Here is a 24,929-nt window from a genome sequence, read left to right as displayed (position 1 = left end):
AACACCGATACGACCCTCGTCCGAGAGGCCGTGGCCTACAGCTTCACGGTGATCGTCACGAGCTCGATCGGTGTGATCGGGACCGTGGCGGCGATGATCTGGCTTAACCCGTTGCTGTTCCTGATCGTACTGGTCGCGGTCGCGGTAGCCGCCACGATGGTGCTGGGCGTGTTGGTGCGTATCCGTGTCACCTCAGAACGCAGTCAGGCCAGCGTCGGGAGCATGACCGCCGACCTCGAAAGGGCGCTCAGCGCAATTCGTACCGTCCGGGCCAGCCGTGCCGAGCAGCGAGAGGCCGAACGTATCGGCGTGCATGTCAAAGAGGCCTATCACGCCGGGGTGCGGATGGCCAAGCTGGACTCGATTGTCACCCCTGCGGTCGAGTTGACCATCCACGGTTCGATTCTGGTGATACTGCTCGTCGGTGGAGTGCTCGTCGCGAAAGGCTCGACATCGCTGGGCGATCTCGTCGCATTCCTGCTCTACGTCACATACCTTGTCATGCCCCTCTCCGAACTGTTCGAGGCCGCGGGCACGATCCAGCGGGGTATGGGCGGGCTGCAACGGGTCAACGCGGTCTTCACGCTCCCGCGCGAAGCCGATGAACAGGACGGAGCCGGGCAGTGGTACCCCAGCTGGGACAACGGCCGGCCAGTGGCCCAGGCTGCGCGCACCGACAGCAATGGCAAGGTAGTCGGCCGGTCGCACGACACACCGGCGATCGAGTTTCGTGGCGTGCAGTTTGGTTACGGGACAGAGCCGGTACTTCGCGACGTGTCATTCACAGTGCCGAGTCACGGCCACATCGCACTGGTCGGTAGGTCCGGTGCCGGCAAGTCCACCGTGCTCCAGCTCATCGAACGATTCTACGACACCGACCGTGGGGAGATTCTGTTCGACGGGCGGGACGTCCGCACCATCGACCGCTCGACGGCCCGCGCCTGGGTGAACCTGGTCGAGCAGCAGGCCCCGGTACTACAGGGCACCCTCCGCGACAACATCCAGTATGCCGCACCCCACGCGACCGAGGAAGATCTCGAATGGGCCGTCCGCACCGCGAGCCTGACGGATCTGCTCGCGCGGGTGCCCGCCGGCCTGGATACCGAAGTCGGTGACCACGGTGTCCTGCTGTCCGGCGGGGAACGCCAACGGGTGGCCATCGCCCGGGCTCTCCTGGCCCGGCCCGCCGTCTTGCTCATGGATGAACCGACTTCGCAGATGGATTCCATGAACGAACACGCGCTGACCCAGGCGATGCGGGAGATCTCAGCCACCGGCGCACTTCTGGTTATCGCACACCGGATCTCCACGGTACAGGCGGCGGACCGCATCATCGTGCTCGACAAGGGACAGGTGGTGGCCACCGGCCGGCACGAGGAACTGTTGCTGACGAGTTCTCTCTACCGACGGCTAGCTTCCAGTCGGCCGGAATCCGGCATAACCGCTGACCGCTGACCGCTGACCGCTGACCGGGAAATATCGGTGTGACGTTGCGACGGCCGACGAAAGGGATATGCGGGATGCGGTGGACAACCAGGTGGCCGGGAGCGAGGCAGGCGTCTAGATTCGCCGGATAGGCCTGAGACAAGGAGCTATTCATGATCTTAAGGCGCTCTTTCGTTATTTCTATGATGATTGCCGCCGTCGTGCTTACCGGCTGGGGTGGCGGAGTCGCCCGTGCGGCGCCGGTATCACCGTCGACGACGCCCTCGCTGAGTCTTGATCAGGCCCTGACCGCCATCCGGTCACAGGGGTACACCGCCACCCAGACAGGCGGCTTCAACCAGAACGGCGATCTCAGCGTGATCGTCGCGCGGCGGAGCGGCTCCGTGGACGGGCACCCGCAGCGCGCCTTCCTCTTCCACCGCGGCCGCCTGGTCGGAGCCGACACCGCACGGCCGAGTGCGACCGTTCGGTGGATCTGGTCCACCAGCGACGTCGTGGCCATCGGATACGATTTGTATCATTCCAACGATCCTCTGTGCTGTCCGACCGCGGGTGCGGCGACGGTACGCTACCGCTGGGACAAGATAAAGGTCGCGTCCCTTGACCCCGTTCCGCCCGCCAGCTGGTCGGCTCCCGTAAGCCGCCGAGCGGTGAACAGCACGGGATAGCGATACGGGATCCAGCCGGCCGGAGTGTGCCGGGCACCCGCCAACCGACGAATCTTCTTCTCCTCGGCCGCGTCCCGCGGCACCCGCGCATACAGCAACGCGGGCATGAAGCGCTCCTCCTCAGCGCACCCATATCCTGACCTGCCGGACCTGCTCCCGGCTTGAGGCATTCAGCGCTTGGCAGGTCCGGTGGGAGCGAGGCGGGGGGAGCCCTGCTGGAGCCTTTCCGCGACCAGGAAGGCCAGCTCAAGCGCCTGGCCGGTGTTCAGCCGGGGATCGCATGCGGTCTCGTACCGTCCGGCGAGATCGGCCTCACCGATCTGTTCGCCGCCGCCGAGGCACTCCGTCACGTTGTCACCGGTCAACTCGATGTGCACACCGCCGGGATGGGTACCCAGCGACCTGTGCACCTCGAAGAAGCCGAACACCTCGTCGAGGACGTCGTCGAAGTGCCGGGTCTTGACCCCGTTCACATCGCGGGTGTTGCCGTGCATGGGGTCGCACGACCACACCACGGGATGGCCGGCGGAGTTGACCTTCTCGACGATCGCGGGGAGCACCTCGCGGACGCGTCCCGCGCCCATCCGGGTGATGACCGTGAACCGGCCCGGGATGTGCTCGGGGTCGAGCCGATCGACCAACGCCAGGACGTCGTCCGGGGACGCGTTCGGACCCACCTTGCACCCGATGGGATTACCGACCCGCGACATCAGGTCCACATGCGCACCGTCGAGATCACGGGTACGCTCGCCGATCCAGAGCATGTGTGCGGACACGTCGTAGACCGCGCCGGTCGCATCCTCCGTCCGGGTCAGGGCGCGCTCGTAGTCCAGCAACAGTGCCTCGTGGCTGGTGAACAGCTCGACGCCGTGCAGATTGGACGTGCGTTCGAGGTCGATGCCGCAGGCGGCCATGAACGACAACGCCCGTTCGATGTCGGTCGCCATGATCTCGTACCGACGCCCGGCCGCCGAGTCCCGCACGAACGTCTTGTTCCACTCGTGCACCTTCGACAGGTCAGCGAACCCACCGGTGGCGAAGGACCGGACGAGGTTCAGCGCGACCGCGCTGGCATGGTAGGCGTCCACCAGCCGGCCGGGGTCGGGCCGGCGGGCCACCGCCGTCGCGGCGATGTCGTTGACCGCATCGCCGCGGTAGGACGGCAGCCCCGTGCTCGCCTCGATGTCGGCTGACCGCGGCTTGGCATACTGGCCGGCTATCCGGGCGACCTTCACCACCGGCACGCTTGCCCCATAGGTGAGCACGACCGCCATCTGCAGCAGCGTTTTCACCTTGTCGCGAATTTTGTCGGCGGTGTTCGCGGCAAAGGTCTCGGCGCAGTCCCCACCCTGGAGCAGAAACGCCTCGCCCCGGGCAACCGACCCCAGCCGTTCGGTCAGAACCCGAATTTCCGGCGCGGTGACCAACGGCGGGAGGGCCGCCAATCGGTCGCGGGCCGCAGTCAGCTCCGCAGGGTCGGGCCAGTTCGGCTGTTGCTTGACCGGCAGGGTCCGCCAGACATCCAATTCGTCCACGGTAGTATAGGTTACGGTGTGACGGTCGGGTCGGGTCGGATCTCAACCATGTCATCCTCGCGAATCTGTCACCGGCTCAGACCTGTCACCGGCTCAGCCGAAGAACACCTCCGCCTCGGTGTAGAGCTCCTCCGGTACGAGCTTGAGCTCACGGGTCGCCTCCGCCAGCGGTACCCGGTCGATCCGGGTTCCGTGCAGGGCCACCATCGTGCCCCAGTCACCGTCGTGTGCCGCGTCGACGGCATGCAGACCGAAGCGGGTCGCAAGCCACCGGTCGAACGCCGTCGGTGTGCCGCCCCGCTGGACATGGCCAAGCACGGTCGCGCGGGACTCCCGCCCGGTCCGGCCACGGATCTCCGTCTCCAACACGGACGCGATTCCCTGCAGCCGGACATGCCCGAAGGCGTCCAGCTCCCCTTCCTTGACCACCAGGCTGCCGGCCACCGGACTCGCTCCCTCAGCCACCACGATGATCGGCGCGTAGTGCGAGGCGAAGCGGTGTTCGACGAAGGCACAGACCTTGTCGATGTCGAAGGGTCGTTCCGGAATGAGGATCACGTTGGCGCCCGCCGCCATTCCGCTGTGCAGGGCGATCCAACCGGCATGCCTGCCCATGACCTCGACGATGAGGACGCGATGATGGCTTTCGGCGGTGGTGTGCAGGCGGTCGATGGCCTCCATCGCGATGTTGACCGCCGTGTCGAACCCGAAGGTGTAGTCGGTAGCCGACAGGTCGTTGTCGATGGTTTTGGGAACCCCGATAATCGGGATTCCTTCGGTGTGGAGCCGGGCGGCGACGCCGAGGGTGTCCTCGCCCCCGATGGCGATGAGGGCGTCGATCCCCAGGTCGTCAATAGTTTTCCGGATGCGGGCGACGCCGTCATCCACCTTGTAAGGGTTTGTGCGACTGGAACCGAGAATCGTCCCACCGCGCGGAAGAATGCCGCGGACCGCGTCGACGCCGAGCGGCACCGCGGCATTTTCCAAGGGACCACGCCAGCCGTCCCGAAAACCTATGAACGAATGTCCATAGATATCTACTCCTTTACGGATAACCGCCCGTATGACCGCATTCAGCCCTGGGCAGTCCCCACCGCCTGTCAGCACGCCGATCCGCACGACCGCACCTCTTCTTCGCCGCCTGGACGCCCCGTTTCGGGCTCGTCAGAGCGGAGCGTAGTCGCAGCGAAGCGGTGCAGAAATACATCTGACAGCGTGGCGCGGCCGGAGGCACCGCGAAAACCTACCCCGCGGCTGCCGGCGACAGCGCTGCCCGCAGCGGTGCCAGCACCCGCCAGCGGGCCAGGTTGTGGCGAGCGTCGGCAAGCGCGTCGTGAGCGTCGTGCGGTGGCCGGGGCAGTGCTGGACGGCCGACCTCCTCCCAGAGCTGGCGCAGGTCGCGGGTGAACCGGGGGAACGGGCGGGGAAGATCCGTCATGGTGCCGAAAAGCTGACAGAGCACAACATGGTCATAAGCGGCATACCAGGCCCACAGCTCCGGCGGCCCGTCGACGCTGAGGAACTCGGCGATGTCCGACTGGATCCGCGACCGCGACCGCCAGGACGGATCCGCCGGCGGCGGCAGCTTGGCCAGGACGTTGCGCTGCACCCACAGCACCGCGAACGCCGGATCGAACTCGGTGGATACGGCGTAGTACTCCCTGGCGCCGTCCTCACTGACGATTCCGATACTCACCAGGTCCAACCAGTGGTGACCCGCCTCGGAACGTTCGATGAACTCGGTGTCATAGAGATATCGGGTGCCCACCCGTCCAGTTTGCCTGGCCACGTCAGCGAAAGCGCTGATCGCTGGAAACGGCCACCCGTCCACCGCGGCCGCGGCGCATTCTCCACCGCAGGCCGCTGAGGACCGACGCCATTCCCGCGGCACCCGCCAGCGGCAGCGCCCAGAGCAGCACGCCGTTGACCCCGTCCTGCGCGCGGCCGGCAGCCTTGTCAGCAACTGGTCCGGCGGTCTCGTCCGTCCGGGCCACGCTGCCGGCCGACTGCCCTGGAGCGGACGCGGTCGTCGACTGCGCAGGTGAGGCCGGGCAGGGGTCACCCGCCGGCGGTGACACCACCGGCGGTGCCTGCTCGGCGGTGGCCGGCTCGACCCTGACGTCCACCCGGGAGGCTCTGGCATCGGTGACCAGGCAGACCACGCCCGCGCCCGGGGCGGATACGACCGTCGCCCCGCTCGCCCGCACCACGTAACCATCTGGATACACACGTGCCGGCACACGGATCTGGGTCGCGACCCGGCCACCGAAAGTACCGCCCCCCGCCGGCGCCGGTATGTAGGCCAGGGTCAGCAGCCGCCCCGAGGGACTGTAGGTGAAGCCCACCGGCACACCGGCGACGGCGGCCGGGTAGGGCCTGGCGATGGCGGCGAGAGTCACGTCGCTCAGTGGCCGGTCGAAGAACCACCCGATCTGCGTCGTGTCGGCGGCCGACACCAACCGCAGCACAGTCGCGGGATCGCCAGCCGCCCACCCGACGAGGAGCGCCGCCTCGTCGTTGGTCACCACGTTCGCGGTCGGGTCGAACGACGCGGCGCTCTGCCGCCACAGGAGATGGTGCGCATCGGTGGCCCGGACAGCCCCGTTGAGCCCGGGGGAACCCGTCGATGTCGTGAGCTCGAAGCCGACGAGTCCGACGACGTCATGGAACCGGCCAGCCACACGCCGTAAGCCCTCGGCGTAGGCCTCGTCACCAGCCTTCGCAGCCGACGCCGTCGGCACAATCTGGATCATCGCGCGCAGACCCTGGCCGACGACGGCTTCGACAGCGTCGGCGAGCTGGTCGAGCCCGGGGTCGAAACCGTCGGCGGTTACGCGAGCCGGCACGCCCCCTCGACCGGAGGTACCGGCGAACGTCCCGTCAGCCTCCATCCGCACGCCGATACTCACCGCGTTGAAGCCGGCGGCCGCCCACTGCCGCACGGTGGCGGTGTCAACGGTGCCGCCCGGCGGCACCGACGGGCCATGTAGGAACAGCACCCGACCCTCGGGATCAACGACAAAGCGGCCCGCGCGCAGCACCGTCCCAGCGGGTGGGCCGGCCGAGGCGATCCGGGTCGGAGTCGGGCTCACCGGTGCCGCGGCGCGCGCGGGCTGCGCCAAGGCCCCCGGGAGGGCCGTGACAGCCACCGCCGCGACCATGGTCATGGTCACGACCGTGCCCCTCACGGCCGACCACCGCGGGGCACCCAGCCTCGTGAAACGCATGCGCTCGGCACACCCGACCAACGGGCGTCCGCCCCTGCGCACGCCCGACGCCCTAGGATCCCCCGATGAGTACACACCGACCATCCTGCCGTGCCCACCGCACCGGGCATCAGCCTGCCTGGCGGGTACCCGTCCCGTCGCCGACGTCGCGGCTGTCGCGGTCGGCGCTCCCACCCTTGGCGCGTGCGGTGTGGGGCATCACGGCGGTCGTGTGATCGTGCGTCCGTCCGACGGAATCCGGAGATCCCGAGCCGCCGGCCGCCTCGATCGCAGCCTCGCGCGCGGCGGCGATCTCGACCTTGGCCCGCTGGGCGTACATGTCGACGTACTCCTGGCCCGACAGCACCATGAGCTCATACATGATCTGGTCGGTCATGGATCGAAGCACAAAGCGGTCATCGGCCATTCCCACATACCGGCTGAAGTCAAGAGGGCGCCCGATCCGGATGCCGACGCGCCCGATCCTGGGAATTAGCCTTCCCTGCGGCTGCACCTCGAAAGTACCGATCATCGCGATGGGGATCACCGGAACCTTCGATTCCAGCGCCATCCGGGCAACGCCGATCTTGCCGCGGTAGAGTCGTCCGTCCGGCGATCGGGTGCCCTCCGGATAGATCCCCAACAGCTTGCCGCGTTGCAGCACCTTGACCCCGGTTCGCAGCGCAGCGTCACTCGCGGCCCCGCCGCTGCGGTCGATCGGGAGCTGACCCGCACCGCTGAAGAACAACCGCTTAAGCCACCCCTTGACCCCCGGCGAGGTGAAGTAGTCGCTTTTGGCCAGGAAGGTGACCCGCCGCGGCACCACCAAGGGGAGGAAGAAGTGGTCGGCGAAGGACAAATGATTACCGGCGAGGATGGCGGGACCCCGCTCCGGGATGTTTTCCAGCCCCTCGACCCACGGCCGCCAGAAGAGCCGCAGGAAGGGGGTGAGAAACGCCTTGACGACCCAGTACAACACGTCAGCTCCCGGTGTGGTCGTCCACCAATATCCGCCGGACACACCCGCACACGGTGGCCGGAATAACCCTATGGACCCCTGCTGGCGGCGTCCACCGACATGCGCCGCGGCACCCAGCCGTGTTGCTGCCGTCACAGCCGCCTCGCACCGGCCCGCGCGGCCCGCGCGGCCCATCGAGCATGGCCTGTGTCTCCCGAGCGTGCGAGCATGCAGCAAGGCTGGTTTGCGCGATGATAACGGAGAAACACCGCGCGCCCACAGAGGGCGAACGGTCCCACGCATGTGACGAGAGGGCGGAAACCATGGCGAGCGGACCGCAGCGTTCGGTCACACCGGGTGCGGAGCCGTTTGAGCGCGACGGTGGTGGTATCGGCGTGCTACTGATCCACGGATTCACAGGCACACCTCACAGCATGCGCCCATGGGGCGAGTTCCTCGCGCAGGCCGGCCTGACAGTGTCCTGTCCGCTGCTGCCGGGCCATGGCACCCGCTGGCAGGACATGAACGCCACAACCTGGCGGGACTGGTTCGGTGCGGCAGACGCCGCGTTCAATCAGCTCCGGGAACGCTGCAAGACCGTTTTTGTCATGGGATTGTCCATGGGCGGAACGCTGGCCCTGCGCCTCGCGGAGGTGCACGGTCCGGCCGTGGCCGGCGCGGTCACGGTCAACCCGAGCCTCGGTACCGACCGGAGAATTTCAACGATCACCCCGCTACTCTCCCGGATCATACCCGGCATACCCGGGGTCAGCAGCGACATCAAAGCTCGCGGTGTGCGGGAGATCGCCTACCAGCGGGTGCCGCTGCGGGCCTACGTCTCCCTGACCGACCTGTGGCGGGTGACGGTGCCGGACCTGGGACGCGTCGTGTGCCCCGTGCTGACCTTCCGCAGCCGCGTCGACCACGTCGTCGAAGCCTCGTCCGGACAGATCCTGCTGGCCGGCGCGACATCGTGCGACATCTCCGAACGCGTCCTGGAGGACAGCTATCACGTGGCCACGCTGGACAACGACCGCCAGACGATCTTCGACGAAAGTCTCGCGTTCGTCCAGACCCACGCGGTGCTTGACAGCCGAAGGCTGGACGATCGTGGTGCCGCCGCGCCCGGGGTTCCGCCCGGATCGCTGTCGGGTTGAGCCATGGCTGACATGACGCCCGGCGATCGAAGAGGGCCCGATCATGGCTCGGGCCGGGATCGGGCACCCGAGCATTCCTCGGATGACGGTTGCGCAGCCAAACGGTCCGCAGACGAACACGCAGCCGGCCAGGGACCGGTTGACGAAGGCGCTGGCAAAGAATGCGCTGGCAAAGAATGCGCTGATGACGCGGGATCTACGGGCAGGGCACAAGCCGGGGCCGACGCTGTGGGCAGTCACGCGATGGAGTGGGACACGGCGTTTGCGGCGCTGGTCGCGGGCCTGACCGACGAGGCGGATACCAGCGACTTCCATCAGGCAACAGGCTCCCGCCAGGAGCCGGACCCCTACGAGCCCTCTGATCATTACGAGCCACCGCCACCGCCACCGCTGCCGCGGATGCGTCCGGTCACCCGGTGGGCGCTGGGCTCCATCGCGCTCGGCGTCGGGATCCTGCTCGCGCCGGTGGTAGCCGGAATCGAGCACGGTACGAGCCATGACATAGCCGGAGTCATGCTTGTGCTGGGCGGAGTCGTCACACTGGTAGCACAGATGGGGGATCGACCGCCCACCGATTCCGACGACGGCGACGACGGTGCGGTCCTCTAGGGGCTGTCCGATGGATATTGGTCGATCGGACAGGGCCCTAGTCCCGGATTCGGATGGACAGACCTCGGCGCCAGGGCCAGGTCACGGAAGGGGTGGCTGCGTGCGGTTCCACGAAACGGTCGAGATTCACGGTCACCTGATGGACACCGGAGTTCTCGCTCGGGTACTCGACGATGTCCTGAGCTACGGAGGCGACTACGAGGTCGAGAGCATCGATCTCGGAAAGAGCCACGACGACGAGTCACACGCGAAGATCATCGTTGGTGCGGACTCGGCGAACCTGCTTTCCCGCATTCTCATGCGCATCCAGGTACACGGCGTCAACAGCGTGAGCCCGGGCGAGGCAGTCCTGCGGCCCGCCGACCGTGACGGCGTGTTCCCCTCGGACTTCTACGCGACCACGAACCTGGAGACCATGGTCCGCATCGGCAGCCAGTGGGTGCCGGTGGAACATCCCGAGATGGACTGCGGCCTGGTCGTCGCCGGCGGGCGGGTGCGGACCGTCCCGGTGTCCGAGGTCCGGGCCGGCGACATGATCGTGTGCGGCGTGGCCGGCGTGAAGGCCGTCCTACCGGTCAGCGACCACTCGACGCGGATGTATGGAACCTTCCAGTCCCTGTCATCGTCAACGACACCGATGTCACCACAACGCCAGGCTCTTCTGGTCCGCACGATCGCCCGCCAGATCCGCGAGCTCAAGACCGAGGGTTTCTCGGTGCTGTGGGTCACCGGGCCCGCGGTCGTCCAGGCCGGGGCCACTCCCGCCATGGTTGCACTGGTCGAGGCGGGCTATGTGGACGTGCTGTTCTCCGGAAACGCGTTCGCCACCCTCGACATAGAGGCGGCCCTCTACGGAGAGGCGATCGGCAACGAGTTGACCCGCGGCACTGCGGCCGAACGCGGTCACGAACAGCACATCCGGGCGATCAACACGATCCGGCGCGCCGGTTCGATCACCACGGCGGTTGAGGACGGCATCCTCACGGGCGGGATCATGCATGCGATCGTCAAAGCCGACAAGAAGTTCGTCCTGGTCGGCTCGGTCCGCGATGACGGCCCGCTGCCAGACGTCCACACCGATGTGCTGGCCGGGCAGCGCGCAATGCGCGAGGCCCTGCACGGTGTCGGATTCGCGATGATGATCGCCTCGATGCTGCATTCGGTGGCGACCGGTAACATCCTGCCCGCATCCATCCCGGTGGCCTGTGTGGACATTGACCCGGGCAACGTCGCCACCTTGGTCGACCGTGGATTCGCCCAGGCTGTCGGTGTCGTCACCGACACCGGCCTGTTCCTGGAACAGCTGGCCCAGGAACTGGTCGCCGACTACCGTCCCGTCCCAGGGCGCGACCGTTGACGCAGCACGCCCGGACGGCAGTGTGCCTGGACGGTCCCGGTCCCGGCCGCGACCCCGGGTCCGGGGTCTGCGACGACAAACGATCAGGTTCGGGCCAGGTCGGCCGCGCCGATGATCCCAGCCGGCGGCCCAAGCTCCGCCACGACAATTTCCGCCGCAGGTCGGTGTTCGCTACCTGACAGATTGTAGTAAAACTCCGCCCGGGCCGGGCCGAGCAAAAGATCACCCGCTTCAGCCACGCCGCCACCGACGACAAAACGGCTCGGATCAAGGACGCTGGCAAGGCTGGCAAGCCCGCGGCCCAGCCAGCTGCCGACCTCCTCGAAGCACTTCACCGCGAGCGGGTCGCCCTCCCGGGCGGCCTCGGTGATCGTCGGACCGGTGAGACCCGCCATGTCGCCGTCCGCCAGCTCCAACATCCGCCGGCCGGCCGCAGGCGAAGCCATGACCAACTCATGGGCGGTCCGGAGCAGTGCGCGACCACTCCCATACTGCTCGAAGCAGCCCCTGTTCCCGCAGCCGCACGGCTGACCTCCGGGCACGATCTGCATGTGCCCGATCTCCCCACCGATCCCGAAATGTCCCCGGTGCAGCCTGCCGTCGAGCACGATCCCGCCGCCGATGCCCGTTCCCACGGTGACGCACAACAGGTCGTCGTGACCGCGGCCGGCGCCGAACCGGTACTCCCCCCAGGCCATCGCGTTCGCGTCGTTCTCGACGACCACCGGCAGGCCGGTCCGGGCGCTCACATCGTCCCGCAGCGGCTCGTTACGCCACGCGAGGTTCGGCGCGAACAGGATATGTGACCGCTCGCGGTCGATCCAGCCGGCCGCTCCGATGCCGATCGCCTCCAGCGGCCGGGGCGCGACGACGACCCGCAGTTCATCAACTGCCGCGACGATCGAGTCGACCACCGCGGCCGGCTCCTTGGTGGGGGTCGGCCAGCGGACCGAAGCCAGGATCGCCCCGGTTGCGTCGACGACGCCCGCGGCAACCTTGGTTCCGCCGACATCCACGCCGACCACCAGGCCGGGCTCCGTTCGGTTCCGCCCCGACGTCGTTGCGGCAATCATTCGACATCGATCCTCTGAACGCGCGACCGGGGCCGCGGTCGCTCGGTGGTGCCTGCCTGCCTGTCTGTCCCATCGTGACCGTCGGCGCCTTCGGTGACGTCCGAAACGGGACCTGCGAGGATTGCCCGCAACGCCGCGGTGAGCGACGTCGCGGCGGCGAACAGATGCGCTGTCACCTCCGGACGGCCCGCGGCCAGCATGGCGACGAGCCGACACACCGGACACACCTGGCACGCCGCGATCGAAACCCCACCAGATCGATTGTCCTGATGGCCGTCCGAAGAACCATTATGGGCGCCACTGCCACCTCCACTGCCCGCGACACGATCAGACAACGGTTCACCATCGAGCCCCGCCGCCGCTGCGTCAGGATCACTGCCCACACCGTCGGTACCGCCGGTCGCGTCGGTACCGCCGGTCGCGTCGGTACCGCCGGTCGCGCGGTGGCCGGCGGCCCCGTCGTGCAGCGTCGGGTCGACAAGCATGTCCCGCAGGGCAGCGGCCAGCAGGGCAGCTTCCCGCGCCAGCGGCCCGGCCATGTTAGGGGTCACACACGTACCCAAAGGTCTGGATTAGGCACAAAGGAGACTATCAGGAGATCGTCTCGCAGTGCCGCGCCGCGCACGTCACACCGGCGCAGCGCTGAGGGCAGGGTGAACAGCCGCCGCTGGGAGCCGACGGACACCATCAGCTCGTCATCCCCGATCCGGGCAAGATTGATCTCGGATCGATCCACGAACGGCAAACTCAGCGAGAGCGCGAAACCGTCACCTGCGCGCTCGACGCGCAGCGGTCCGCCGTCGCCTGGTCCGCCGTCGGCCGGTCCACTGGCGGCGGGTCCACTGGCGGCGGGTCCGCCAGTCCCGAGAACACCCACCGGGTCCAGGCCCGGGTATGCGGCCGCCGCGAAGGCTGCCAGCTCCTCCAGGCCGATCGGCTCACCAGCCCGGTAGGCCGCGCGAAGGACCGGGATCGGTGCGAAGGACCGCTCGACCTCCAGCAGCTGCTCGCGGTGGACGGCCACCCAACCGGCCCGCCAGGCGTCGGCGCCGGCCTGGGTGTGCACCCGGTTGGCCACCACCGCGTCCACGCCGAAGCCGTGCAACGCCAGCGCCGTCAACGCTGCGCGGGTCTGCCCCACCACCACGCTCTCCGGCGTCAGGACAAGCCGGACGCTTGATCGCGACGGGTCCGAGAGAACCTCCCGAACTTCGTTCATGATCTCTCGCAGGCGTGCGGCAGCCTCGATCAGCGGTTCCGTGACAGCGCCTGCCAGCTCGCCACGCCCGAGCAGGCGGGGACCGGAACGCAGCAGGCGGGAAACCCGGCAGTCATCCGGGACCATCCGGCGCAGATACCACGACAGGGTCTCGGGCAGCGTCAGCAGCCGCAGCAGCTGCGCGACGGGGCCGGTGTCAACTACGACGACCTCGTAGTCCCCGGACCTGATCTGGTCAAGCAGATGCAACAGCGTGAGCACCTCCGCGGCGCCGGGCAGAACCATCAGCTCACCAACGTCGATCGGTTCGGTTCCCGTCACCTCCCAGAGGCGCCCGAAGTACCCGCGAAGAACCTGCCACTGCTCCTCGAACACCCGCTGAACGTCCACCTGCTGCGCGAACAGGCCGGACTCGATCTCAACGGGAACGTCGGCCAGCGGATGGTCCAGGACAGCCGCAAGGCCTCGCGCCGGATCCGCCGACAGCACCAGGGTCCGGCTGCCGCGTTGAGCCGCCAGCGTTGCCGTTGCCGCGGCGACCGTGGTCGTCCCGACGCCCCCCTTACCGGAAAAGAGCACGCATCGCACGCGCTGTCAGCTCTCGAGATACTTTTTGAGATCTTTCAGCGCGGCGTCGACCACGCCATTCTGGACCTTGCGCCGGAGTAGACCGGGAATTTTGATCTTAAGTTCGACAGTCAGGTCGTAGACGACCTCGGTCGTGCCATCACCACGATCGCGCAGGGCGTAGCCGCCGTCCTGAGAGATCGTGTTTTGTCCCTCGACGAGCGTCCAGCGCACCGACTCGTCGCCCGACCAGGTGTACTCGATGACGAACTCTTCCTTCGCCACCATTGCGTTGATCAGAAAACGGGCCTGGTGCGGGCGACCGTCCGGTCCGACCGCGACGACCTCGGATCGTTCCACAGGCCCTGACCAGGTTGGATACGCAGCGATGTCGGCAATCGCGGCCATCACCTTCACTGGCTCAGCATTGATCGTAACGGTGGCTCGGGCTTGATCCGCCATCGGTGACAGTGCCTCCACAAACTATCCGGGCATGCCCGGCGTCGCTGACATACCGGTTGCCTGACATACCGGTTCTCCAGGTTCCTCGGAGTCTCCCGGAGCTCGGGAACCCCGACGCGGGAAGAGCTATGATCGCACAGCCTTCCGCCCGCTGGAGGCCAGGATAATCATCGTGACCGGTCGTCGAGGCTACCGGATGGCCCGCAGGCCCGTACGGCCGTTACCACTCCAGCACGAACGGCGTCCCCCGGGCGTTGAAATGCCCGACGTTCACGCACCGTGTGCGTCCGATCTCGAGAACCTCCCGGTATGGCTGGTGGACATGCCCGAAAAGCACATACCTGGGCTGGATCTCGTGGATGGCCTCCAGCACCGCCACGCTGCCCCGTTCGTAACGCCGAGCGACCGTGTCGTACACGAGCTCGGGTAGGTGCGGCGGAATGTGGCAGCACAGCACATCCACCACCCCGAGGGCTGCGACCTTCGCGGCATAGACATCATCGTCGATCTCGTAGGGAGTGCGCATCGGAGTACGCAGACCGCCGCCCACGAAGCCGAAACGCAGCCCACCGATCTCGGTCGTCTGGCCGTCCAGGAGCGTGACACCGTCGCGCAGGTAGTCCTGATAAAGATGCGGAAGATCCACATTGCCATAGGTCAGAAAAGTCGGCGTCGGAAAAGCATCGAACATCTGTTCGTACTGCTTGCGGATCGCCCCTTCGATGACCTCCTGGCGATTGTCACCCAACGTCGCCCACAGACCACGAGACCAGTCCCGAGCCTCGTCGAAACGCTGCTCGGTCCGTAACTGAATCATTCGTCCAACCGCCGTCGGACCAAACAGGTCCCCCATTATCCCACGACCGTAATCGCGGTAGTCCACGTAGAGAATGAGATCGCCCAGGCAGACAAAGGCGTCGGCGCCCTTCCCCGCGGCGGCAAGCGCGTCGGCACGCCCATGGACGTCACTGACCACGTGTACCCTCATGCCCGGTCAGTCTAGCCTCGAAGATTCATGTCACGATCATAGATCATTTTGATCTCAAACTGTCCACGAAAGTGGGAACCCTCCACGTGTGGGCATGGGTGCGCACAACGCCGCCGACGCCCGTCCTGGCCGTTATCCGGCGGACGCGATCAGGTCATGCAGCCTGGCCGCGAGAACGTCCCAGCGCCAGGCCACCTCGACCCAGGCGCGGCCAGCCGCACCCATCGCCCGCGCGCGCTCGGGATCGGCCAGCAGACCTCCGACAGCATCGGTGATCTGCCCCAGGTCACGACCGTCGACCACCATGCCGGTCCGCCGATCGAGCACCGCGTCCGGCGCTCCGCCGCTGCGCCCGGCCACCACCGGCAGACCCGTGGCGGACGCTTCGAGGTAGACGATGCCGAGCCCCTCGACCTCCAGGCCGCCCAGCCTCGTCCGACACGGCATGGCGAACACATCGCCGGCGGCGTAATGGGCGGGCAGTTCCTCCCACGGCACGGAACCCGTCATCACCACATGCTTGTCCACTCCGACCTCGCGGGCCAGGCGGGCGAGCGACGCTCGGTGTGGTCCCCCACCGACCAGCAGCAGGACTGCTCCGGGAACCCTGCGACGCCAGGCCGGCAAGGCTCTGATCAGCATGTCCTGGCCCTTTCGCCCGACCAGTCTGCTCACGCACACCGCGACCGGGCGGTCGATCAGCCCGTGACGCTTGCGGATGTCGTCGCGCCCGACACCCGGTCGGAAGAACTCGGTGTCAACGCCGCTGGGCAACCTGGTCAGGGTCGGGTGACGGCCGAACGCCGGCGCGAGGCGCACCTTGGTGTAGTCGGTGAGATAGGTCACGGCGTCAACCGACCGGCCGATCCTGCGCAGCACCTGGCGTGCACCCGGCAACGCCGCCCAACCCACCTCATGGCCGTGGGTGCTCGCGATGATCCGGCGCACTCCCGGATCGCGGCGCAGCCCGGTCGCGAGCAGTCCCAGCGGCGCCGCGGCTCCGAACCAGACCGCATCGCAGCCGTGCGACCGGGCGATCCCCCGGGCCCGGTGCAGCACGTCCGGCGTCGGCAACATCATCGAAGTCGGATGGCGCACCACCGGGAAGGGCGCGGCGGCGTCGAAGGCCGCCGCGCCCTTCCACGCGGGGGCGTACACGGTCACCTGCGTACCGGGAAGCCGACTGGCAAAATTATGTACATACGCCTGAATTCCACCCGGACGGGGTGGAAAATCGTTGGTCACAACAAGCACCTGCATCGGGCCATATTCTCCTGTTCCGCGGACGGCTCGGCAGCCGGCTCAACCCGGTGGTCGCACGTCGGCGTCGGTTGACAACCGCGTACGCAGATAGGACCTCCAACGGAGGACGAACCCGGCCTCGGTAGTGCCGAGGAACGCCTGAAAACCGGCGGCGAGCCGGATACGCGGGTCGCCTTCTCCCGACCCCACCCGCCGGTAGAAACCGATGAGCCCGTCCAGGCCGACCGTCTCCGCGATCAGCCTGCAGGCGAGCCAGGCCTCCTGGTAGCTGCGGGGAACCGTCCCGTCCGCGGCGGTGAACGCCGCGTCATCCGGCAGTGCGTCCGGCAGCCAACCAGAGCGGACCTCAGCCGCAAGCTCGGTGGCTGCCCGGGTCACGCTCAGGGCGACATCGCCATGGCCCACGGTCTCGGCGAGACCCTCGACCAACCAGGTAGGGGTGCCAGGGCCGGTCACATTCGCGCTCGCCAGGTGGGTCAGCTCGTGGCGTAGCACCACCTGTCGGCCCTCAGCTGAAAGCCGTTCATAGACATCGGGGTTGATGATCACACGCGCGGCTTCCCGGGCCGACGGCCCGGCTTCACCCACCCGTGGGATCAGCGCGACCGCCGCCTCACCGTCCACGCTCGCGCGGCCTACTCGGCTGCGGAACCCGGCGCCGTCCGGGGGAACGTCGACCACGACATGAGCGGACCACTCGCCGTCCCAGACACCACGTACGTAGCGCAGAGCGTCACCGGCATCGTGGCGAACCTGCGCGACCGTGACGGACGACGCCCCCTCGCCCGTGACGGTCAGCCGGTCGACCGGCGGCGTCCGGACCGCCCCGGCATGATCCCAGGGAGCCACGGCGACCAGCAGCGCCCCCACGGCAGCTACGGCGAGGACAAGCGCCACTGACACAGCCACCAACGAGCGTCGTCGCGGCCACCGTTTCAGCTGTTCCGGCGTGCCAGGCTGCGGCGGTTGTTCCACCGTGCCGCCCGGCGGCGCTGCCCAGGCGCCCGATTGCGGACGGCCTTCGCCACTGCCGCGGCGGTCAGCCGGCTCTACGTGCACGTCCACGTGAGCGCTGTACGGGCGAGTGCGAGTGCCGCGAAGGCCCGGACCCAACGGGCGCCAAGGCAACAGGGGACGAGACTGCAGGGGACGAGACTGCAGGGGACGAGACTGCAGGGGGCAACGCGACCGGCACAGGCTGCGGCCACGGCGTCATCGGCCGCACCAGGCCGGCATCCGCCAGCACCGCCAGCGCCCGCTGTTCGGCCTCGTCCCAGTCGGCCACACGTTCGGGCGCGAGCAGGAGGTGGAGCACACAGTCACCACAGGCATCCCCGCGAACTACGCAGGTGTCACAGTCGATCAGCATCGTGTCCGCCTTTCCGGCCGGCTACCGGCCGGCTACGTCGAGATTTCTCAATGCCTTCGGCAACACGAGCGCCGTGTGCCGCCGAGACGCAACGTAGCCGCAGGGTCCGACAACTTCTCGCGACCGTTGGAGCGCCCAGGCCCGGTCAGCTCAGGCCAGCCGACTCAGGACCGGTCGAGGCGCGTCAGCAGCGCCGCGGACGGGATCGGCCGGGCACCTGACATCCGGCTTGTCTCCGCCACCTCCCGGTCGGAGGTCACCACAGCCACCGGACGGCCCGCCGGCTCGGCCCGCACCAACCGGATGATCTCCTCGTCGGCAAGCTGGCCGGACCGGCTGAACACCACCCGCACCCCGCGAGGCGCGGTCACCCCAACCGGCCGCGCGATCACCGCGGTCGCATCGAAGACCACCGTGATCTCGCTCTCCGGCGCACGTCCGACCAGTGCACCGAGCCCCGACAACAGCCGCGCACGCTGTGCCTGCAAAGTCAACGATCCATAGCCACGTTTGGTCACGTTGTAGCCGTCAACAATGAGGTGAACGCCGGGGATCGCGAGGACCTCGTCGACAACCCCGGGATCGTCCTCGGCGAGGCCGCGCGCGCCCACTCCGCAGAACGGATCGAACAGTATCGCGTCATCATCCTCGCGCCCTGCGACATCGGCGGGCCGCCGTACCGCCGTCGGCAACGAGAGCTCCTTTCGGAATCCGTTCGCGGCAGCCATCAGGGTGTCGAGCAGAACGCGCAGGCGGACATCCTCCACGGATCTGGCTTCTCGGCTGCCGCGCCGTGCCGCGGCCAGCGCGGCCTCAAGCTCGGTGACCCGCTGTCGCAGCCGACGGGATTCGGTCTCGGCCTCACGGGCCGCGGTAACCGCCTCGTCACGTATCCGCTCAGCGGCTTGCACGGCATCCTGTGCGTCCAGCTCGGCCCGACGAATCCGGTCAGCGGACGATCGCAGCCGCCTGCGGGCATCCTCGACCTCGGTCCGGGCCACCGCCAGGCGGTCGCGCAGTTGGTCGCTCTCAACCCTTGAGCTGCGCTTCAACGCCTCAAGTTGATCGCTCAGACGCGCGGCGGTCCCGGCAGCCTGCGCGGCGAGCGCCGCCGCCGCCGCCTCGGCCAGCTCCTGGGCCGCAGCCTCGACCATCCGCTCCCAGCCAGGTAGGCGCAGGACATAGGCGACGGCCGCGATCTCCTCCGGTGGCGCAGCTTCCGGCGGTCCCTCGGCCGAGGAGAGCGCGGCCACGAGGTCGGGCAGGGCGAGCCGGACCCGCTCGGCCACCCGCCCGCGAAACACCGTGTCGTTCGCGATCGCGGCGGCCAACGGCGTAGCGCCGAGCCGGGCACGTCGCGACGGGATGAAGCGCCGCACCGCGATGAGCGGGGCCGGCACATCCTGCTCCGCAAGGTCTGCGAGGGTGTCAGCGGCAAACGCGACGACCTGGGCCCGGACGTTGGGCGGCAGTGGCTCGCTCACCCGGACGCCGGCCGAGGCTCGCACACCACGCTGTCCACCGCACCGCACCAACGACACCAGACGTGTTCGATCTTCTCGTCCACGACGTCCCGTTCCTCCACGCGGGAGGCACCGGCAAGATCGACGTGGACGTAGTCCCGTGACCGCACCGTCCTCGCCACATCGAAACGGGTCAGATTACCGCATATCCCGCACCGCCAGCGGGTATGCGGTCCGGGCAGGTCGACGGGCACGGCGCAGACTCCGGGGCGCGATGGGAACAACGATGACGCACCAGCGTATAGGGCGCAGCCCGACCCATCCGGATCGCCAGCGGTCTCTGACGATTCGCTCCAGCCCCGATAGTCTCAATAGCCCGAATAGCTCGATTTACGTACTTCGTCCAGGCAAAATGTTAATACGCTGGCGTGACCTACTTCAGGGCGGCCCGGATCCGGTCAGCCGCGTCATCCAGCGCTGCCGGGTCGGGATTTTGGTCAGCTCTGGCAAAGGAAAGCTCGGCCTCGGAGTCGATCGCGACGATGTGTACGTGGACGTGGGGTACTTCCAGGCCGGCCAGCAGCGCGGCCACCTTCCGGGGGTGGAACGCCCTGTCCACAGCCCGGCCCACCGTGGCCGCCGCGCTCCACAACTCCCCCAGCACGTCCGATGGAAGATCAATCCAGTGGTCGACCTCGAGCCGCGGGACCACCAGTGTGTGCCCGGGTGTGAGTGGGGCGATCGTCAGGAACGCCACGCAGTGATCGTCCTCATAGACGATCCGCCCGGGCAGCTCGCGATTGATGATCCGGGTGAAGATGCTGGCCATGCCCGGACACTATCGGCATCCGAGCCGGTCAGATGAGGGGCCGTACGGTGCTCACCACAGGTGGTCGCGAGGGGTTCGCCCCGCCCTGCGCGTGATACCTCACTAGCCGACACCGCAGCCGTAGGTCAAAACTGCTGCCATTGCGGCGAAAGTCACCTACCCCTCGTGCCGCCACCGGCCGGGCGTAGGTAAAAACGGTCGTTATCATGACAAAAACTACCTACCGGAACGGGTGCGGACGGCAGGCCCGGTTGGCAATAGGGTCTCGCGGGCTGTCCCTGTCAGCCACGGAACCAGTCCGAGGCTGAAGCTGTCCGAGGCTGGCTGTACCTTGCGCGGGCATGAGCCCGTTCTCGCCAGCGCCGGGAGGCCACCATCGGACCGCGCCGACGCCGTTCTCGACGTCCCCGGCCCCGGCCCCATCCGGGCTTGGACCTGGACCTGGACCACGGCAGGCCAGCTTCGAGGAACTGGGCCGGCCCCTGCGGGATGTCACCTTTGTCGTCGTGGACCTGGAGACCACTGGCATCCGTACCGCCGACAGTGAGATCACCGAACTCGGCGCGGTCAAGGTCCGTGGTGGGCAGGTCCTCGCGGAGATGGCCACGTTGGTGCGGCCCGCCGCACCGATACCGCCGTTCATCTCGGTCCTGACCGGAATCACCAACGCGATGGTCGCCACCGCGCCGTCCATCGACGCCGTTCTGCCGGCCTTCCTGGAGTTCGCCCACGGCAGCGTCCTGGTCGCCCACAACGCCCCCTTCGACCTCGGCTTTCTGCGGGCGGCGTGCGCACGCGGCCGCTACCCGGTCCCCGACTGGGAACATCTGGACACCGTCCGCATCGCCCGCCAGATCGTGACCAAAGATGAAAGCCCGGACTGCAAGCTGGCGTCGCTGGCCCGCCTCTTCCGCGCCGACAGCGAGCCGAGTCACCGGGCGCTCGCGGATGCACGCGCGACCGTCGCCGTCCTGCACGGACTGTTCGAACGGCTCGGCACTCTCGGCGTGACCACCCTGGAGGACGTCCACGGTTTCACCCGGAAGGTCTCCCCAGCGCAGCGGCGCAAGCGGCATCTGGCGGACGGGCTGCCGACCGGTCCCGGGGTCTATGTCTTCCGCGATCGCGCCGGCCGGCCGTTGTACATCGGGACCTCACGATCGGTCCGCGCCCGGGTCCGCTCCTACTTCACCGCGAGCGAGCCGCGGGCACGGATGGCCGAGATGGTGGCGGCGGCCGATCGGGTGGAGGCGATCGCGTGCGCGCATGCGCTGGAGGCCGAGGTTCGTGAGCTGAGACTGATCGCCGAGCACAAACCCCCGTACAACCGCCGGTCGCGGCATCCGGAGCGGGCGGTCTACCTACGGATCACCGACGAGCCGTTTCCACGGCTGGCCCGGGTGCGGGCGGTTCGCGACGCCGGCACCTATCTCGGCCCGTTCTCAGGTACCGCCGCCGCCGATCTCGCCGCGGCCGCGATCCACGCGGCGATTCCACTGCGGCAGTGCACCGCCCGGTTGTCGCCACGGCGGTCGGTGCCGGCCTGCGCTCTCGCGGATATGGGACGGTGCGGAGCACCATGCGACGGGCGGGAAAGCCTGCAGGACTATGCCCGGCATGTGGAGGCGGCCCGTCGGGCCATGACCACCGACCCGTCCGTGATCGTTGCCGCCGCGCGGACGCGCATCGACAGCCTCGCCGCCCAGCAGCGCTTCGAGGACGCCGCCGTCGAGCGGGACCGGCTGCTGGCCTTTCTGCACGGCGCTCAGCGGCTGCAACGGCTGTCGGCGCTGGCCGGCGTGGCCGAGATGACGGCGGCAGCGCCGACCCCCGAGGGCGGTTGGGACATCGCGGTGATCCGCCACGGCAGGCTGGTCGCGGCGACCAGCACACCGCCACGCACCGATCCGCGTCCCTGGATCGCCGCGACACAGGCCAGCGCCGAGACCGTGCGTCCGGGCCCCGGGCCCACGCCGTGCGCCAGCGCGGCGGAAACCGAGCGCATCCACCACTGGCTGTCCGGACCCGGTGTACGTCTGGTCAGCGTGGACGGCGAGTGGGCCTCACCCGCGACCGGCGCCGCTCGGGAAGTGTTCCGGCTGGGACGCGCCCGCTGACAGGCATATATTAGGGACATTTCGGCCAACGCCTCGACCCGTGCCTCATATCGGCATACTTTTGCACCACTTGTGACCAGTATCCGATCGAGGAGAGCACATGGACCTGGGCCTGAAGGACAAGGTCGCCGTCGTCGCCGGCGGCAGTCGCGGATGCGGTCGCGCGATCTCGGTCGAGCTGGCGAAGGAGGGTGCCGCGGTCGTCCTGACGGGTCGTCAACCCGACATCGTGGAGGCGACCGCCGAGCAGATCGAAAGCACGGGCGGCAGCGCGCTGGGCGTGGTCGCGGACATGACCACCACCGCGGGAGCCCTCGAAATCATCGAGGCAGCGCGACGTGCCTTCGGAGCACCTGACATCCTCGTGACGAACCCACCCGGCCCGCTACCCGGCGACGACTACGGACGGGGCTTCCTCAACTGTTCGGACGAGGATTTCCTGCGCACCAACGACCAGTTCATCATGAGCCAGGTCTACCTGACCCGGGAAGTCATTCCGAACATGATGGAAAAAGGCTGGGGACGTCTGGTCAACATCGCGTCGATCTGCCTCAAGACCCCGCACCACCGCGATCCGCTGGTGCTCGCCAACCTGCGGGTGGGGGTCGCCGGAATGATGAAGACGCTCGCCGAGGAGTACGGCGAACACGGCATTACAGCCAATATCGTGGCAACCGGGCCCTTCCGAAGCGAGCTGGCGGAAGATTACCTCAGATCCCAGAACGTCAAGGACGAGGCGTACTACGCGCAGGAGGTCCCCGTCCGTCGCTGGGGACGTCCGGCCGAAATGGGAGCCCTCGTCGCGTTCCTTTGCTCCGAGCAGGCCGCTTTTCTGACCGGTGAGACCATTCGTCTGGACGGTGGCTACAGCAAGAGCCTGTTCTGACTCAGAGTCAAACCGGCATCTTCTGCCTTCCTGATCAGCGCGCCAGTCGGCCGAGCAGGGCGCTGGCGGTGAGGATCGTCAACACCGCGGAGCCCGTGAGGACGGTGAAATCCAGCATGAGATGGCTGTCTGTGCCGATAAGCAGGCCGCGCAACGCGTCGACAAGATAGCTCAACGGGTTGAGATAGCTGGCCACACGGACCCAGGTCGGCATGATCGCCACCGGGTACAAGGCGTTACTCGCGAAGAACATCGGCATCATGATTGCCTGGCCGATCCCCATCAGCCGGTCCCGGGAGAGCACCAGCCCGGCAATCACGATCGACAGGCACGCGAAGAACCCCGAACCGAGCACGACCGCGACCATCGCGCCAAAGATCTTCAACGGATTGGCGATCAGCCCCACGCCGAGCACCGCTGCCAGCAGTAGGACGACGACCACCTGTATCAACGCGCGCACGCCGGCCGCGAATGCCTTACCCGTGACCAGCGCCGTGCGGGGTGTCGGTGTCACCATGAGTTTGGCTAGGACGCCCGCGTCCCGGTCCCAGATGATCTGGATGCCGTAGAAGATCGAGATGAACAGTGCGGACTGGGCGAGAATCCCCGGCGCCAGGTAGTCAAGATACGGCACGGACCCGGTCGGAATGGCGTGGATCCGGTTGAACGTCACCCCGAAAACAAGCAACCACAGTGCCGGCTGGACGGCCCGGGTGTAAAGCTCCACCCGGTCGTGGCGCAGCTTCTGCAGTTCGACCAGCGACAGTGTCGCGAGCCGCCGGACGAGCAGACGCGCCGCGCCGAGGGGTCCGTCGAGGTCCTGATCGAAGCCGGTTCCGGCAGGAGAACCCCGCAGGCCGCCGCGCTCAACCAACCCGGCTGGCGACACGGCGGATGTGCTGGACGCCATTGAAAGCTCCTTCCTCACCGGGCTCACATGCACCACCGGTGTGCTGGCGGAATACGTCCTCAAGGCTCGCCTGCGCGCCGAGCGCAGCCTTTAGCTCGCTCGGAACACCGACGGCGCGTACCCGGCCGGCATGCATGAGCGCAACCCGGTCACACAGGACGTCCGCTTCCTCCATATAATGGGTGGTGAGCAGGACTGCCATCGCGTACTCGGCCCGCAGACCCTGGACGTGTTCCCACACACTGTCGCGGGCGATCGGGTCCAGCCCGACGGTCGGCTCGTCGAGGATCAGCAGGCGCGGTGCGTTGACCAGCGCCTGAGCCAGCTCGAGACGACGCACCATCCCGCCCGAGTAGGTCCGCGCCATCCGGTCGGCGACCTCGGTCAGCCCCATCGCGGCCATGGCGTCGTTGACCCGGGCCCGGCGCTGGCGCCGCGGCACATCGAACAGGCCCGCGAACAGCGCCACGTTCTCCCGTCCGGTCAGCCCCGAGTCGGCCGAGAGCATCTGCGGCACGTAGCCGATGAGGCGACGTGCTCGGATCGGATGGCGTACCGCGTCCACACCGAACACGTGCACCGACCCGGCGACCGGCCGTAGCAGCGTGACGATGGCACGGATCGCCGTGGTCTTGCCGGCCCCGTTCGGCCCGAGCAGCCCGATGATCTCGCCGGCATTGAGATCGAGATCGATCGCGTCGACCGCTGTGTGCTCACCGAACCGGTAGGTCAGGCCCCTCACGGCAAGGGCTGGTGGGTCGCCCGACGCCGCACTGGGCGCGACGGGCACGGGGTGCTCGACAGACATCCGACCTCCACATCGTTTCCTTCGTGCAACTAACTATCT

At 67.8% G+C, this 24,929-nt stretch carries 25 protein-coding genes; 7 read left to right on the top strand and 18 right to left on the bottom strand.

Features of this window, described 5'->3' with window-relative positions; all coding sequences use genetic code 11:
* Together U9977_RS02080 and U9977_RS02075 are read left to right on the top strand one after the other, a co-directional pair.
* Positions 1–1,455: ABC transporter ATP-binding protein (locus U9977_RS02080; protein WP_322747429.1), on the top strand; the 1,455-nt coding region annotated here is incomplete at its 5' end.
* 143 nt (positions 1,456–1,598) lie between these two features.
* Complete coding sequence (locus tag U9977_RS02075; RefSeq protein WP_322747428.1) at positions 1,599–2,114, top strand: LppP/LprE family lipoprotein; 516 nt, start codon at positions 1,599–1,601, stop codon at positions 2,112–2,114.
* Here the strand turns inward: U9977_RS02075 and U9977_RS02070 are convergent.
* The 6 genes from U9977_RS02070 to U9977_RS02045 form a co-directional block, all read right to left on the bottom strand.
* On the bottom strand, positions 2,015–2,221 hold the full coding sequence (locus U9977_RS02070; protein WP_322747452.1) for a hypothetical protein: 207 nt from the start codon (positions 2,219–2,221) through the stop codon (positions 2,015–2,017). The genes U9977_RS02075 and U9977_RS02070 overlap by 100 nt on opposite strands.
* Before the next feature lie 63 nt (positions 2,222–2,284).
* Positions 2,285–3,649, bottom strand: a complete 1,365-nt coding sequence (locus U9977_RS02065; protein WP_322747427.1) for a class II 3-deoxy-7-phosphoheptulonate synthase — start codon at positions 3,647–3,649, stop codon at positions 2,285–2,287.
* Between the two features lie 93 nt (positions 3,650–3,742).
* Entirely contained in the window at positions 3,743–4,768 is a 1,026-nt protein-coding gene (locus tag U9977_RS02060; RefSeq protein ID WP_322747426.1) for a 6-phosphofructokinase, read from the bottom strand.
* A 124-nt stretch (positions 4,769–4,892) separates the two neighbouring features.
* On the bottom strand, positions 4,893–5,417 hold the full coding sequence (locus U9977_RS02055; protein WP_322747425.1) for a polyadenylate-specific 3'-exoribonuclease AS: 525 nt from the start codon (positions 5,415–5,417) through the stop codon (positions 4,893–4,895).
* A gap of 22 nt (positions 5,418–5,439) precedes the next feature.
* Positions 5,440–6,837, bottom strand: a complete 1,398-nt coding sequence (locus U9977_RS02050) for a hypothetical protein (protein ID WP_322747424.1) — start codon at positions 6,835–6,837, stop codon at positions 5,440–5,442.
* Positions 6,838–6,985: 148 nt separating this feature from the next.
* Entirely contained in the window at positions 6,986–7,834 is an 849-nt protein-coding gene (locus U9977_RS02045; RefSeq protein WP_322747423.1) for a lysophospholipid acyltransferase family protein, read from the bottom strand.
* A 302-nt stretch (positions 7,835–8,136) separates the two neighbouring features.
* On the opposite strand from U9977_RS02045, the gene U9977_RS02040 reads away from it, so the two are divergent.
* The 3 genes from U9977_RS02040 (at position 8,137) to U9977_RS02030 (ending at position 10,936) form a co-directional block, all read left to right on the top strand.
* Positions 8,137–8,970, top strand: coding sequence for an alpha/beta hydrolase (locus U9977_RS02040; RefSeq protein WP_322747422.1), 834 nt, complete (start codon positions 8,137–8,139; stop codon positions 8,968–8,970).
* A 243-nt stretch (positions 8,971–9,213) separates the two neighbouring features.
* Positions 9,214–9,579 carry a hypothetical protein gene (locus U9977_RS02035; protein ID WP_322747421.1) on the top strand — a complete coding sequence of 122 codons (366 nt, stop codon included), beginning with the start codon at positions 9,214–9,216 and terminating at the stop codon, positions 9,577–9,579.
* Between the two features lie 100 nt (positions 9,580–9,679).
* Positions 9,680–10,936 carry a TIGR00300 family protein gene (locus U9977_RS02030; RefSeq protein ID WP_322747420.1) on the top strand — a complete coding sequence of 419 codons (1,257 nt, stop codon included), beginning with the start codon at positions 9,680–9,682 and terminating at the stop codon, positions 10,934–10,936.
* 83 nt (positions 10,937–11,019) lie between these two features.
* On the opposite strand, the gene U9977_RS02025 is transcribed toward U9977_RS02030, so the two are convergent.
* The 10 genes from U9977_RS02025 to U9977_RS01980 form a co-directional block, all read right to left on the bottom strand.
* Entirely contained in the window at positions 11,020–12,009 is a 990-nt protein-coding gene (locus U9977_RS02025) for an ROK family glucokinase (RefSeq protein ID WP_322747419.1), read from the bottom strand.
* On the bottom strand, positions 12,006–12,560 hold the full coding sequence (locus U9977_RS02020) for a hypothetical protein (protein WP_322747418.1): 555 nt from the start codon (positions 12,558–12,560) through the stop codon (positions 12,006–12,008). The genes U9977_RS02025 and U9977_RS02020 overlap by 4 nt, the downstream gene beginning before the upstream one ends.
* On the bottom strand, positions 12,557–13,807 hold the full coding sequence (locus U9977_RS02015; protein WP_322747417.1) for an ArsA family ATPase: 1,251 nt from the start codon (positions 13,805–13,807) through the stop codon (positions 12,557–12,559). Before U9977_RS02015 ends, U9977_RS02020 begins: the two co-directional genes overlap by 4 nt.
* A 15-nt stretch (positions 13,808–13,822) precedes the next feature.
* Positions 13,823–14,257, bottom strand: a complete 435-nt coding sequence (locus U9977_RS02010; RefSeq protein WP_322747416.1) for an SRPBCC family protein — start codon at positions 14,255–14,257, stop codon at positions 13,823–13,825.
* 220 nt (positions 14,258–14,477) lie between these two features.
* Complete coding sequence (locus U9977_RS02005) at positions 14,478–15,245, bottom strand: metallophosphoesterase family protein (RefSeq protein WP_322747415.1); 768 nt, start codon at positions 15,243–15,245, stop codon at positions 14,478–14,480.
* A gap of 132 nt (positions 15,246–15,377) precedes the next feature.
* Positions 15,378–16,505 (bottom strand): glycosyltransferase family 4 protein, encoded by a 1,128-nt coding sequence (locus U9977_RS02000; protein ID WP_322747414.1) that lies wholly within the window; start codon positions 16,503–16,505, stop codon positions 15,378–15,380.
* 42 nt (positions 16,506–16,547) lie between these two features.
* A complete protein-coding gene (locus U9977_RS01995) occupies positions 16,548–17,417 on the bottom strand; it encodes a hypothetical protein (RefSeq protein ID WP_322747413.1) in 870 nt (289 codons plus the stop codon).
* 624 nt (positions 17,418–18,041) lie between these two features.
* Entirely contained in the window at positions 18,042–19,361 is a 1,320-nt protein-coding gene (locus U9977_RS01990) for an NYN domain-containing protein (protein WP_322747412.1), read from the bottom strand.
* Positions 19,358–19,594, bottom strand: a complete 237-nt coding sequence (locus U9977_RS01985) for a hypothetical protein (RefSeq protein ID WP_322747411.1) — start codon at positions 19,592–19,594, stop codon at positions 19,358–19,360. Before U9977_RS01985 ends, U9977_RS01990 begins: the two co-directional genes overlap by 4 nt.
* Positions 19,595–19,773: 179 nt before the next feature.
* Positions 19,774–20,169 carry an HIT family protein gene (locus tag U9977_RS01980; protein ID WP_322747410.1) on the bottom strand — a complete coding sequence of 132 codons (396 nt, stop codon included), beginning with the start codon at positions 20,167–20,169 and terminating at the stop codon, positions 19,774–19,776.
* 341 nt (positions 20,170–20,510) lie between these two features.
* Here U9977_RS01980 and U9977_RS01975 point away from each other — a divergent pair, with 341 nt between their 5' ends.
* Positions 20,511–22,286 carry a DEDD exonuclease domain-containing protein gene (locus tag U9977_RS01975; RefSeq protein WP_322747409.1) on the top strand — a complete coding sequence of 592 codons (1,776 nt, stop codon included), beginning with the start codon at positions 20,511–20,513 and terminating at the stop codon, positions 22,284–22,286.
* Positions 22,287–22,386: 100 nt separating this feature from the next.
* Positions 22,387–23,172: an SDR family oxidoreductase gene (locus tag U9977_RS01970; RefSeq protein WP_322747408.1), complete on the top strand. Its 786-nt coding sequence runs from the start codon at positions 22,387–22,389 to the stop codon at positions 23,170–23,172.
* Positions 23,173–23,206: 34 nt separating this feature from the next.
* On the opposite strand, the gene U9977_RS01965 is transcribed toward U9977_RS01970, so the two are convergent.
* On the bottom strand, positions 23,207–24,082 hold the full coding sequence (locus U9977_RS01965) for an ABC transporter permease (protein ID WP_322747407.1): 876 nt from the start codon (positions 24,080–24,082) through the stop codon (positions 23,207–23,209).
* On the bottom strand, positions 24,039–24,890 hold the full coding sequence (locus U9977_RS01960; RefSeq protein ID WP_322747406.1) for an ABC transporter ATP-binding protein: 852 nt from the start codon (positions 24,888–24,890) through the stop codon (positions 24,039–24,041). The genes U9977_RS01965 and U9977_RS01960 overlap by 44 nt, the downstream gene beginning before the upstream one ends.
* Between the last annotated feature and the right edge of the window lie 39 nt (positions 24,891–24,929).

The sequence above is a fragment of the Protofrankia sp. Cas8 genome (genome assembly GCF_963555845.1).
Lineage (GTDB): Bacteria > Actinomycetota > Actinomycetes > Frankiales > Frankiaceae > Protofrankia.
The sequence above is the reverse complement of the archived record's forward strand: the minus strand, read 5'-3'. Positions and strand labels throughout refer to the sequence as shown.

Excerpts from the sequence above, each read along its gene's own strand:
- U9977_RS01970 (WP_322747408.1), top strand. The coding sequence starts at position 22,387 with ATGGACCTGGGCCTGAAGGACAAGGTCGCCGTCGTCGCCGGCGGCAGT.
- U9977_RS02010 (WP_322747416.1), bottom strand. The coding sequence starts at position 14,257 with ATGGCGGATCAAGCCCGAGCCACCGTTACGATCAATGCTGAGCCAGTG.
- U9977_RS02035 (WP_322747421.1), top strand. The coding sequence starts at position 9,214 with ATGGAGTGGGACACGGCGTTTGCGGCGCTGGTCGCGGGCCTGACCGAC.
- U9977_RS01975 (WP_322747409.1), top strand. The coding sequence starts at position 20,511 with ATGAGCCCGTTCTCGCCAGCGCCGGGAGGCCACCATCGGACCGCGCCG.
- U9977_RS02025 (WP_322747419.1), bottom strand. The coding sequence starts at position 12,009 with ATGATTGCCGCAACGACGTCGGGGCGGAACCGAACGGAGCCCGGCCTG.
- U9977_RS02000 (WP_322747414.1), bottom strand. The coding sequence starts at position 16,505 with ATGCAGGTGCTTGTTGTGACCAACGATTTTCCACCCCGTCCGGGTGGA.
- U9977_RS02075 (WP_322747428.1), top strand. The coding sequence starts at position 1,599 with ATGATCTTAAGGCGCTCTTTCGTTATTTCTATGATGATTGCCGCCGTC.
- U9977_RS01965 (WP_322747407.1), bottom strand. The coding sequence starts at position 24,082 with ATGGCGTCCAGCACATCCGCCGTGTCGCCAGCCGGGTTGGTTGAGCGC.
- U9977_RS02040 (WP_322747422.1), top strand. The coding sequence starts at position 8,137 with ATGGCGAGCGGACCGCAGCGTTCGGTCACACCGGGTGCGGAGCCGTTT.
- U9977_RS01960 (WP_322747406.1), bottom strand. The coding sequence starts at position 24,890 with ATGTCTGTCGAGCACCCCGTGCCCGTCGCGCCCAGTGCGGCGTCGGGC.
- U9977_RS01980 (WP_322747410.1), bottom strand. The coding sequence starts at position 20,169 with ATGGCCAGCATCTTCACCCGGATCATCAATCGCGAGCTGCCCGGGCGG.
- U9977_RS02005 (WP_322747415.1), bottom strand. The coding sequence starts at position 15,245 with ATGAGGGTACACGTGGTCAGTGACGTCCATGGGCGTGCCGACGCGCTT.
- U9977_RS02070 (WP_322747452.1), bottom strand. The coding sequence starts at position 2,221 with ATGCCCGCGTTGCTGTATGCGCGGGTGCCGCGGGACGCGGCCGAGGAG.